Source organism: Curvibacter soli (assembly GCF_029211125.1).
Classification (GTDB): Bacteria; Pseudomonadota; Gammaproteobacteria; order Burkholderiales; family Burkholderiaceae_C; genus Curvibacter_A; species Curvibacter_A soli.
On sequence record NZ_JARGEN010000026.1, the window covers coordinates 49,721 to 60,865 of the forward strand.

An 11,145-nucleotide genomic window follows, 5' to 3' on the forward strand; every position below is an offset into this window, starting at 1 on the left:
TCAACGCTGGCGCTGGGCCAGCCATTCCTCGAGGTAGTGGATGTTGGTGCCGCCGTCGTTGAACTTGGCGTCCACCATCAGTTCCCGGTGCAGGGGAATGTTGGTGTTGATGCCCTCGATCACCGTTTCGGACAGCGCCGTGCGCATGCGCGCCAGCGCCTGCTCGCGCGTATCCCCATGCACAATGATCTTGCCGACCATCGAGTCGTAGTTGGGCGGCACGAAGTAGTTGGTATAGATATGCGTGTCCACCCGCACGCCCGGCCCGCCCGGCGAATGCCAGGTGGTGACGCGCCCCGGCGACGGGGTGAACTTGTAAGGATCCTCTGCATTCACGCGGCACTCGATGGCATGCCCGCGGATCTGGATCTGACGCTGGGTGAAAGGCAGTTTCTCGCCCGCGGCCACCATGATCTGAGTGCGCACGATGTCCACGCCGGTGATCCACTCGGTCACCGGGTGCTCGACCTGCACGCGCGTGTTCATCTCGATGAAATAGAACTCGCCATTCTCGTACAGGAACTCGAACGTGCCCGCGCCGCGGTAGCCGATCTTCTTGCATGCGGCCACGCAGCGTTCGCCGATTTTCTCGATCAGTTTGCGCGGGATGCCAGGCGCCGGTGCCTCTTCGATCACCTTCTGGTGGCGGCGCTGCATGGAGCAGTCGCGCTCGCCCAGGTACACCGCGTTCCTGTACTTGTCCGCCAGTACCTGGATCTCGATGTGGCGCGGGTTCTGGAGGAACTTCTCCATGTACACCGCCGGGTTGCCGAATGCCGCGCCGGCCTCGGCCTTGGTCATCTGCACCGCGTTGACCAGCGCGGCCTCCGTGTGCACCACGCGCATGCCGCGCCCGCCGCCGCCGCCCGCCGCCTTCACGATCACCGGGTAGCCGACGGATTTCGCGATGCGCCGGATCTGCGCCGGGTCGTCGGGCAGTTCGCCCTCGGAGCCCGGCACGCAGGGCACGCCGGCCTTGATCATGGACTGCTTGGCCGACACCTTGTCGCCCATGATGCGGATCGACTCGGGCGTGGGGCCGATGAACTGGAAGCCGCTTTTCTCCACGCGCTCGGCAAAATCCGCGTTTTCCGACAGGAAGCCGTAGCCCGGGTGGATGGCCTCGGCATCGGTCACTTCGGCAGCGGAGATGATGGCAGGCATGTTGAGATAGCTCTGCGCGGAAGGCGCGGGCCCGATGCACACAGCCTCCTCGGCGAGTTTCACGTACTTGGCCTCGCGGTCGGCCTCGGAATAGACCATCACCGCCTTCACGCCCAGTTCGCTGCAGGCGCGCTGGATGCGCAGAGCGATTTCGCCGCGATTGGCCACCAGGATCTTCTTAAACATGGGCCACCTCGCGGCTCATCGCCCACGCGCTGGCGCGCTCCAGCGCGATTTGCTTCGCCTTGCCTGCGGCAAGACCGCCGCGATTGGCCACCAGGATCTTCTTAAACATGGGCCACCTCGCGGCTCATCGCCCACGCGCTGGCGCGCTCCAGCGCGATTTGCTTCGCCTTGCCTGCGGCAACACCGCCGCGATTGGCCACCAGGATATTTTTAAACATGAGGCACGCCCATCACTCGATGACGAACAGCGGCTGGCCGTACTCCACGGCCTGCCCGTTCTCGCCGAGGATCTCGGTGATCGTGCCGCTCTTGTCGGCCTCGATTTCGTTGAGGATCTTCATGGCCTCGATGATGCAGACCGTATCGCCTTCCTTCACCTGGGCGCCCACCTCGACGAACGGCTTGGCGCCCGGGCTCGCGGACCGATAGAAGGTACCGACCATCGGCGACTTGACGACATGGCCAGTCGGTGCCGGCGCGGCAACGGCGGCAACAGCCGCAACAGGCGCGGTGGCAACCGGTGCGGTAGCGGCCATGGGCGCCTGGACGAACTGCTGCACCACGGCGCCTCCTCCCTTGACAATGCGCACCTTGCCTTCGGCTTCGGTGATTTCAAGTTCGGAGACGTTCGACTCCGACACCAGATCGATCAGGGTCTTGAGTTTTCGCAAATCCATGGGAACTCCATCCGCAAAAAACAGGAAGGCGCGAATTTACCGTAAATTCAGCCTACTTCTTTCATTTTCTGCTTTTTTCGCCCATTTATTGATTGAGACAGGCTATGCATCGGGCCTTGCCGCGCGATGTGCCAAAGCGGCAAGGAAATGCGCGGCAGCTCGCGCAGTGTTCGATGCTTGGCGGCACCAATAACAGCGATGCGTTGTGGCGCAGGGCAAGGCGCAAACCACAGCGATAGCCGTCGCAGCCGTCGCTATCGCGAGGATTTGCAACGCCGCCATGCGGCAAAAGGCGCGGTTTTATGTGCTGCTTAGCGTTGAACACTGCATTAGATCTGCGCCACCCAACGCTGCAGATCCTCCAGGGACAAGCGGCCTATTTTACGCCCGGCCAACCGGCCATCCTTCCCCAGCACCACGGTGAACGGCAGGCCGCCCCCGGCATTGCCCAACGCCTTGCCCAATTCGATGCCCGAGAAACCTGCCAGGGCAATGGGGTACGAGATGGGAACGCGGGTCAGGAACTTGCGCACCGGCTCGCGCTGATCCGCCGCAATTCCGACCACTTGCCACCCTTTGCCGGCATTTTCGCGAAAGAAGCGCTCCAGCAGCGGCATCTCCTCGACACAAGGCGGACACCATGTGGCCCAGAAGTTCACCAGCACCGGCTTGCCGCGCAATGACTGCAAGGCAAGCACGCCGCCTTCCGGGGTTTCGAAGCCGTGGCCCCACAGCGCCTCGGCATCGGCGTCCCCGGCCTGGCGCCGCAGCGCCTGCCAAGCCGCCCCCGCGCCGGCCAGCAAGGCAGTCGCGGCCACGCCCGCGAACACCGCGCGGCGGCGCACGACGGAGCCGGCAGGGGCAATGGGAGGGGGGGCGCGATCGTTCATTCGGAAGAAAAGGCATCGGGCCGTAGCAGCCGGCGCACCGCCGAGAGATCGCCGCGTGGCGTGCGGCCCTGTGCGTCGGGCTTGAGGGCGCCGCGCAGATCGTCCAGATCGTACACGAGCAGATGCACGCCAACCACCTCGCCCAGTTCGCGCGACGGGGCCGACAGGCTCAGCGCCTCGACCGGCTCGCCATGGAAGCCCGTGACCGTGCGCGGGTCGTAGTCCACCCGGTGGTCGATGAGGGCGATCTCCGCGGACTTCGGGTCGTCGCAGAAAAGCTGGATGTAGATGTCGGAGCGGCGCGTCGCCGTGCCGTGCCACACGGCCCCGCCCAGGTGGGGGCGAAACTGCGCCAACCGCTCCATCCACACAAATGCCAGCCGTCGCAGGGCCAGCAGTTCGGCAGGCTGGGTGTCGGCGCAGAAGATGTCGATGTACTCGCGCACGGCCGCTTCGACATCGTCGTTGCCGGGCAAGGGCGTGCGCGGCGGCAGCCCCAACTGCTTGACGGCACGGCGCTTGGCCTGGGCGTACTCCAGCCCCTCCTCCACCACGATGCGCGCGGCGGCGGCGGCGATTTCGGGCTTGCGCGTGTCGTCCATGGCGGACATTGTCGCGCCGCCACCCGCAAACCACGCCGCGCGGCTTGCGCAGTTTTCTCATCCGCTATCAATAAAGTAGCTGCTGTCGCTGATGAATAAAGCGCTGAGGGCCAATTTGGCTTGCAAACTAGAATCGGGCGCCATGCATATCCACATTCTCGGCATCTGCGGCACCTTCATGGGCGGGCTTGCCGCGCTGGCCCGCGAGGCGGGGCACACCGTCACCGGCTGCGACGCGGGCGTCTACCCGCCCATGAGCGACCAGCTACGCGCGCTGGGCATCGATCTGGTCAGTGGCTACGGCGCCGGCCAGATGGCGTTCAAACCCGACCTGTTCATCGTCGGCAACGTGGTAAGCCGTGCCCGCCTGCCCGACGGCACGCCCAAATTTCCGCTCATGGAAGCCATCATGGACGCGGGCGCGCCCTACGCCAGCGGACCGCAGTGGCTGGCCGAGCACGTGCTCCAGGGCCGCCACGTGCTGGCCGTGGCAGGCACGCACGGCAAGACCACCACCACCTCCATGCTGGCCTGGGTGCTGGAACAGGCCGGGCTGGCGCCCGGCTTCCTCGTGGGCGGCGTGCCGTGCGACTTCGGCGTGTCGGCGCGGCTTGCAGCCCCCACGCTCCCCGAGGGGGCTGCCCCGCCCTGGGGCGGCCCGGCGGCGGGTCTCGGCGCCGCGTGCGCGCCCTTCGTCATCGAAGCCGACGAGTACGACACCGCTTTCTTCGACAAGCGCAGCAAGTTCGTGCACTACCGGCCCCGCACTGCCGTGCTGAACAACCTGGAGTTCGACCACGCCGACATCTTCGACGACCTGGCCGCCATCGAGCGCCAGTTCCACCACCTCGTGCGCACGGTGCCCGCCAGCGGGCGCGTGGTGGTCAACGGACTGGAGGAAAGCTTGGCGCGCGTGCTGCATGCGGGCTGCTGGAGCGAGGTGCGCAGCTTCGGCGCCATCGTGAGCGACTTCACCGCCGAAGGCGTGGCGCACGACTTCGACGTGCTGCAGCATGGCGAGAGGGCGGCGCATGTCACCTGGGCGCTCAGCGGCGCCCACAACCAGCTCAACGCCCTGGCCGCCATTGCCGCCGCCGACCACCTGGGCGTGCCGACCACGGTGGCCGCGCAGGCCCTCGGCAGCTTCCAGGGCGTCAAGCGCCGGCTCGAAGTGCGCGGCACGGTGCGTGGCATCACGGTCTACGACGACTTCGCCCACCACCCCACGGCGATCCGCACCACACTCGACGGACTGCGCCAGCGCCTGGGCGCGCATGGCGGGCGCATCCTGGCCGTGTTCGAGCCGCGCAGCAACACCATGAAGCTCGGCACCATGAAGGCGCAGCTACCCTGGAGCCTGGAGCCCGCCGACCTCGCGTTCTGCCACACAGGCGGGCTGGACTGGGACGCGGCCCAGGCCCTGGCGCCCATGGGCGTAGGCCCACGGGGCCGCGCCCGCGTGGCCGCGGACATCGACACCCTGGTGCGCCAGGTGGTGGAGGAGGCCCGGCCCGGCGACCATGTGGTCTGCATGAGCAACGGCGGCTTCGACGGCATTCATGCGCGACTGCTGGACGCGCTGGCGGCGTCGGCATCCCGCTGAGGCGGCATCCGTTTTTTTCAACCTAGAAACGGCAGCTGAATGCGCCTGCCGGTGCCGTGATCGGGGTGCCAGGCAAGGCTGAGCGCTGCGGCTCCAACAGCACCTGCGTGCTGTTGGACAGTGCGAAGAAGGCCTGTCTCCGGCAGGCCTGCGCCCTGCAAGGGCGACGACGCGGCGGGCTTGCTGCCCGCAAGGAGGAGCAACGCCGCATGGCGCGCCGAGCGCGGTGCCGGCGGGTGCATAGCGCTCTCACCCACGAGGCGAACGCCATCGAAGCCGTCAACGCTTGATTTCATGCGGCTTGTCAAGGGATACAAAGCGGTCAACTGCCGTTTCTAGGTTCAATACGACACGGTCATCGCCGCCACATCGATCACGACCCGCGGCCTGGACAGCGCCCCATGCACCGCGCGGGCGAATTCGGACCCCCAATGCATGTCGGAAAAACGCGCCAGTCCCGCGGCGCGGGCGATGCAGATGGCCTTGTCGGCGATCAGCACCTTGCCGGTGGGTCGCAGCGGCTCGCAGTCGAGGCGCACGAACTGGTCGTCGAGCCACCAGCGCGCCACGTCGGCGGCCATGGGCGCCATGTCATCCATGCCGAACACACGTTCTTCACCACCTTCAAACAGAAATCTCACCTCGCTGCTCATTGCCGACCTCCTTGTAAGCGCGTTCAGCATGCGCCCGTCGTGGGCGCCATGCAAGGGGAAAAACTCCGACCTTTCACGGTGCCGGTCAGCGCGCCCGGCGCGTGCGCACAGCCTGCGCTAACTGCTCCAGCATGTGCGCCGAATCGTCCCAGCCCAGGCAAGCGTCGGTGATGCTCTTGCCGTATTCGAGCTGCGCGGGATCGTCCTTGCCAGGCGTGAACTTCTGCGCGCCTGCGCTCAGGTGGCTTTCGACCATCACGCCGAACACACTGTAGCTGCCGCCCGCGATCTGGCCCGCGATGTCGCGGGCCACGTCGCGCTGCCTCTCGTGCTGCTTGCTGCTGTTGGCGTGGCTGCAGTCGACCATGAGCGAAGGGGTCAGGCCCGCGGCCTCGAGGTCGCCGCAGGCCTCTGCCACGCTGGCCGCGTCATAGTTGGGCGCCTTGCCGCCGCGCAGGATCACATGGCAGTCCTTGTTGCCCTGGGTCTGCACGATCGCCACCTGCCCGTTCTTGTGCACCGATAGGAAGTGGTGGCCGCGCGAGGCGGCCTGGATGGCGTCGGTGGCGATGCGGATGTTGCCGTCGGTGCCGTTCTTGAAGCCGATCGGCGCCGACAGACCCGAGGCGAGTTCGCGGTGGATCTGGCTTTCGGTGGTGCGCGCGCCGATCGCGCCCCAGGAGATCAGGTCGCCGATGTACTGGGGCGAGATCACGTCGAGGAACTCGCTGCCCGCCGGCACGCCCAGGCGGTTGATCTCCATGAGTAGCTGGCGCGCGATGCGCAGGCCCTCGTCGATGCGGAAGCTCTGGTCGAGGTAGGGATCGTTGATCAGACCCTTCCACCCGACCGTGGTGCGCGGCTTCTCGAAGTACACGCGCATCACGATCTCCAGCGTGTCGGCGTACTTGGCGCGCTCGGCGGCCAGGCGGCGCGCGTATTCGAGCGCAGCGGCGGGGTCATGGATGGAGCACGGGCCGATCACCACCAGCAGGCGGTCGTCCTTGCCGGTCATGATGCTGCGGATGGCCTGCCGCGTGCGCGTGATGAGGGATTCGACCGCCGTGCCACGGATGGGGAAGAAGCGAATCAGGTGTTCGGGAGGGGGCAGCACGGTAATGTCCTCGATGCGTTCGTTGTCGGTTTCGCTGGTCTTCTCAACGTGCGCATACCAGGAGTCACTGGTGGGCTGGACGGGCTTGGCATTCATGCTGCGGGTTCCTTTGTAGTCGCCGGGTGCGATGGGGTTTCAGGCGGGTTCTGGAAAAGACATAAAAAAACCGCCGGGCTTGGAGGCTCCGGCGGTTTGGGGGGTATCTGGTTGCGTTCTACGCTTGCGCATCCACCTCTCGTCCGCCGGGGACCGAGAACCAAAAGTAAAAATAGAAGGCGCTGCGAACTTGCATGAGGGGCGAATGTAGCACAGCCTTGTGCGCCGCCGCAATGGCGGCTGTTGCGTCAGCGCACCACACGCCGACGCAGCCATCGCCGCAGCCGGGCCAGCGGCGAGACGGGCCGGGCCCCTGGCGCGGCGGACGTCGCCTCAGTGCCTTGCCGCGCCCAGTGCTCATACATGTCGATGAGCAACAGCCCCTCGCCCAGCGTGCGCCACGACAGCGAGTCGAAGGCATCGAAGCATGCCGGCTCGTCCGGCGTTCCGCGTCCGAGCGCCGCGCGCCAGTGCTCCGCCGCGTCGCGCAGGTGGCCCAGGCTGCGCAGGTAGGAGCCGTATTCATACATCGCACACCAATCGGGGCCCAGCGCGGTTACCGCGCTCTGGTGCTGGCGCAGCGACGAATCGCACAGCGTGGTGACGCGCTGCCCCAGCACGGCGACGCCGCCCTGCTGCCGACGCGCCGCGAGGATGCTGTCGATGTGCAAGGCCAGCGCGCGCATGCTTTCACGCAACTGGCGCGTTTCCTCGTCGGTGACCGATTCCAGCAGGAAACGGCTGATGCCGCCGAACGACTGGATGCTGAACAGGTGGCTCGAAGGGTCCCGGGAGAGGCGTGGCCGCGTCATTGCCTGCAACCGTGGGTCAAGCCGGGCACCGCGCGGCAGGGATGGCCGGCCTCAGGCCGTGCCGCCGACGGTCAGGCCGTCGATGCGCATCGTGGGCTGGCCCACACCCACCGGCACGCTCTGGCCTTCCTTGCCGCAGGTGCCCACGCCGCTGTCGAGCCTCATGTCGTTGCCGATCATGGTGACGCGCTTGAGGCAATCGGGGCCGCTGCCCACGATGGTCGCGCCCTTGACCGGGTAGAGAATCTTGCCGTTCTCCACCCAGTACGCCTCGCTCGCCGTGAAGACGAACTTGCCGGAGGTGATGTCCACCTGCCCGCCGCCAAAGTTGGTGGCATACAGGCCCTTCTTGATGCTGGCGACAATCTCTGCCGGCTCCTTGTCGCCGCCCAGCATGTAGGTGTTGGTCATGCGCGGCATGGGCACGTGGGCGTAGCTTTCGCGCCGGCCGTTGCCCGTGGGCGCCACGCCCATGAGGCGCGCGTTCAGCGCGTCCTGGATGTAGCCCTTCAAGATGCCGTCCTCGATCAGCACATTGCGCTGGCTGGCGTGGCCCTCGTCGTCCACATTGAGCGAGCCGCGCCGGTCGGCGATGGTGCCGTCATCGAGCACCGTGACGCCCTTGGCCGCCACGCGCTGGCCGATGCGGCCACTGAAGGCGCTCGAGCCCTTGCGGTTGAAATCCCCCTCCAGCCCATGGCCGATGGCCTCGTGCAGCAGGATGCCGGGCCAGCCCGGGCCCAGAACCACCGTCATCTCGCCCGCAGGGGCGGGGCGCGACTCCAGATTGACCAGCGCCGCGTTCACCGCCTCGTCCACATACCGGGCAATCTGCGCATCGTCGAAATATGCCAGGCCGAAGCGCCCGCCGCCACCGGCCGAGCCCATTTCACGGCGGCCATTGTGCTCGGCGATCACCGTGACCGACAGCCGCACCAGCGGCCGCACATCCGCCGCCAGCGTGCCGTCCGCACGGGCCACCAGCACCACGTCGTATTCGCTGGCCAGCCCGGCCATGACCTGCGACACGCGCGGGTCCTTGGCGCGGGCCAGTTGTTCCACGCGGCCCAGCAGGGCGATCTTCCCGGCGCTGCCCAGCGACGCGATCGGGTCCACGCCGGGGTAGAGCGAACGCCCCTTCGCTATCTTTCTAGGAGCTACCCGCGCTTTACCGGCGCCCGCCGTGGCCGAAATGGACCGCACCGTGCGGGCTGCGTCGAGCAGCGAGCCCCAGGAGATGTCGTCGGAATAGGCGAACGCCGTCTTCTCGCCCGCCACGGCGCGCACGCCCACGCCCTGGTCGATGCTGAAGCTGCCGGTCTTGACGATGCCCTCCTCCAGGCTCCAGCCTTCGCTGCGGGTGTACTGGAAGTACAGGTCCGCGTCGTCCACGCGGTGGGCGCGGATTTCGGCCAGGGCGCGGGCCAGGTGGGTTTCGTCCAGCCCGAAGGGCTCCAGCAGCAGTTGGCGGGCCGTGGCCAGGCGTTCGATGGTGGGTTCGCGGGAGATCATCAGGCCATTGTAGGCACCGCGCGAATCCGGCGCTGGCCGGGGTCAGGTCTGCATCAGCCGCCGCGACCGCGCCACCGACATCAGGATGCCCAGCCCCATGCCCAGCGTCACCATGGCCGTGCCGCCATAGCTCACGAAAGGCAGCGGCACGCCCACCACGGGCAGGATGCCACTCACCATGCCCATGTTCACGAAGGCGTAGGTGAAGAAGATCATCGTCACGGCCCCAGCCAGCAGCCGGGCGAACAGGGTCGGGGCGTTCAGGGCTATCAGCAGGCCGCGCAGGATCAGCAGCGCGAAGCCCGCCATCAGCAGCAGGTTGCCCGCCAGGCCGAACTCCTCGGAATAGGCGGCGAAGATGAAGTCCGTGGTGCGCTCGGGAATGAACTCCAGGTGGGTCTGCGTGCCCTCCATGAAGCCCTTGCCCCAGAAGCCGCCCGAGCCGATGGCGATCATGCCCTGGATGATGTGGAAGCCCCGGCCCAGCGGGTCCTTCGACGGGTCCAGCAGCGTGCAGATGCGCTGCTGCTGGTAGTCGTGCAGCACGGGCCAGCGCATGCCCTCGGCGCAGAGCTGTGGCTCGTACCAGATGACCAGCCCCACCACCACCGCGCCCACCAGCACCGGTGGCAGCACCAGGCGCCAGCCCAGGCCGGCGAAGAAGATCACCGACAGGCCCGCGGCCAGCACCAGCAGCGACGTACCCAGGTCGGGCTGCTTCATGATGAGCCCCACGGGCAGCGCCAGCAGCAGGCCCGCGGCGATGAAATCCACCGCCCGCAACTGCCCCTCGCGGCGCTGGAACCACCAGGCCAGCATCAGCGGCATGGCGATCTTGAGGATTTCGCTGGGCTGTATCACCAGCCCCAGGTTGATCCAGCGCTGCGCGCCCTTCTTGGTGATGCCGAACAGCGCCACCGCCACCAGCAGCGCCACGCCCAGTGTGTAGAGCGGCACGGCGAAGGCCATCAGGCGCTGCGGCGGCACCTGCGCCACCACGAACATGATGGCCACGGCCAGCAGCATGTTGCGGCCGTGGTCGTAGAAGCGCGAGCCGTGGTCATAGCCCGACGAATACATGGTCACCAACCCCAGCGCGCACAGCAGCAGCACCGCGCACAGCAGCAGCCAGTCGAAACCCTGGAACAGCGGCAGCACCCGCCGCATCAGGGTGGGTTGGTCGAGAACGGCGGACATGGCCTGCGATTATCGCGCCCGCTTGCCGCTACCATCGGCCCCATGACCCTGCCCGCCACCCACCTGCTCTACCTGCACGGCTTCCGCTCCTCGCCGCAATCGATGAAGGCGCGCAAGATGGCCGCCCGCGTGGCGCGCGACCACCCCGGCGTGCAGTGGTGGTGCCCGCAACTGCCGCCCTCGCCGCGCGCGGCCATCGACCTGGTGCAGGCGGGCATCGCCGGCTGGCCGCACGAGCGCATGGCGGTGGTCGGCTCCTCGCTCGGCGGCTTCTACGCCACCTGGGTGGCCGCGCACACGGGCTGCCGCGCGGTGCTGCTGAACCCCGCCGTGGACCCGGCGCGCGACCTGCGGAGCCACATCGGCGAGCAGACGGCGTGGCACGACCCGAATGAACGCTTTTTCTTCCTGCCCGAGTACGTGGACGAACTGCGCGCCCTCGAATGTCCTGGCCAGCCACCCCCGCAGCAGGTGTTCGCCATCGTCGCCAAGGGCGACGAGGTGCTGGACTGGCGCGAGATGACCGCGCGCTACCCCGGCGCGCGCATCGCGCTGCTCGAAGGCGGCGACCACGCGATCAGCGACTTCGACGCGCACATCGATGCGGTGATGCGCTTCCTGCGCCTGGCCTGACCCCGC

12 protein-coding genes are annotated in these 11,145 nt (G+C 67.3%); 2 read left to right on the forward strand and 10 right to left on the reverse strand.

Features of this window, described 5'->3' with window-relative positions; genetic code table 11:
• The 4 genes from accC to PY257_RS06160 all read right to left on the reverse strand — a co-directional run bounded on the left by accC (position 1) and on the right by PY257_RS06160 (position 3,519).
• Positions 1-1,350, reverse strand: a complete 1,350-nt coding sequence (gene accC, locus PY257_RS06145) for an acetyl-CoA carboxylase biotin carboxylase subunit (protein WP_275739958.1) — start codon at positions 1,348-1,350, stop codon at positions 1-3.
• Between the two features lie 230 nt (positions 1,351-1,580).
• Positions 1,581-2,027 (reverse strand): acetyl-CoA carboxylase biotin carboxyl carrier protein, encoded by a 447-nt coding sequence (accB, locus tag PY257_RS06150; protein WP_275739960.1) that lies wholly within the window; start codon positions 2,025-2,027, stop codon positions 1,581-1,583.
• A gap of 329 nt (positions 2,028-2,356) precedes the next feature.
• On the reverse strand, positions 2,357-2,917 hold the full coding sequence (locus tag PY257_RS06155) for a TlpA family protein disulfide reductase (RefSeq protein WP_419095661.1): 561 nt from the start codon (positions 2,915-2,917) through the stop codon (positions 2,357-2,359).
• The gene (locus PY257_RS06160) at positions 2,914-3,519 is read right to left on the reverse strand and encodes a hypothetical protein (protein ID WP_275739964.1); all 606 of its coding nucleotides are present in this window, start codon (positions 3,517-3,519) and stop codon (positions 2,914-2,916) included. The genes PY257_RS06155 and PY257_RS06160 overlap by 4 nt, the downstream gene beginning before the upstream one ends.
• 142 nt (positions 3,520-3,661) lie before the next feature.
• Between PY257_RS06160 and mpl the strand changes: the two genes are divergently transcribed.
• The gene (gene mpl, locus PY257_RS06165) at positions 3,662-5,122 is read left to right on the forward strand and encodes a UDP-N-acetylmuramate:L-alanyl-gamma-D-glutamyl-meso-diaminopimelate ligase (protein WP_275739966.1); all 1,461 of its coding nucleotides are present in this window, start codon (positions 3,662-3,664) and stop codon (positions 5,120-5,122) included.
• Between the two features lie 17 nt (positions 5,123-5,139).
• On the opposite strand, the gene PY257_RS06170 is transcribed toward mpl, so the two are convergent.
• The 6 genes from PY257_RS06170 to rodA form a co-directional block, all read right to left on the reverse strand.
• On the reverse strand, positions 5,140-5,418 hold the full coding sequence (locus PY257_RS06170; protein ID WP_275739968.1) for a hypothetical protein: 279 nt from the start codon (positions 5,416-5,418) through the stop codon (positions 5,140-5,142).
• 45 nt (positions 5,419-5,463) lie between these two features.
• Positions 5,464-5,775 (reverse strand): hypothetical protein, encoded by a 312-nt coding sequence (locus tag PY257_RS06175; protein ID WP_275739970.1) that lies wholly within the window; start codon positions 5,773-5,775, stop codon positions 5,464-5,466.
• 85 nt (positions 5,776-5,860) lie between these two features.
• The gene (locus tag PY257_RS06180; RefSeq protein WP_275739972.1) at positions 5,861-6,985 is read right to left on the reverse strand and encodes a 3-deoxy-7-phosphoheptulonate synthase; all 1,125 of its coding nucleotides are present in this window, start codon (positions 6,983-6,985) and stop codon (positions 5,861-5,863) included.
• A 248-nt stretch (positions 6,986-7,233) separates the two neighbouring features.
• On the reverse strand, positions 7,234-7,797 hold the full coding sequence (locus tag PY257_RS06185) for a hypothetical protein (protein ID WP_275739974.1): 564 nt from the start codon (positions 7,795-7,797) through the stop codon (positions 7,234-7,236).
• A gap of 51 nt (positions 7,798-7,848) precedes the next feature.
• The gene (gene tldD, locus PY257_RS06190; RefSeq protein ID WP_275739976.1) at positions 7,849-9,309 is read right to left on the reverse strand and encodes a metalloprotease TldD; all 1,461 of its coding nucleotides are present in this window, start codon (positions 9,307-9,309) and stop codon (positions 7,849-7,851) included.
• A 42-nt stretch (positions 9,310-9,351) separates the two neighbouring features.
• A complete protein-coding gene (gene rodA, locus PY257_RS06195) occupies positions 9,352-10,506 on the reverse strand; it encodes a rod shape-determining protein RodA (RefSeq protein WP_275739979.1) in 1,155 nt (384 codons plus the stop codon).
• A 42-nt stretch (positions 10,507-10,548) separates the two neighbouring features.
• Here rodA and PY257_RS06200 point away from each other — a divergent pair, with 42 nt between their 5' ends.
• Entirely contained in the window at positions 10,549-11,139 is a 591-nt protein-coding gene (locus PY257_RS06200; RefSeq protein ID WP_275739981.1) for a YqiA/YcfP family alpha/beta fold hydrolase, read from the forward strand.
• Positions 11,140-11,145: the final 6 nt, after the last annotated feature.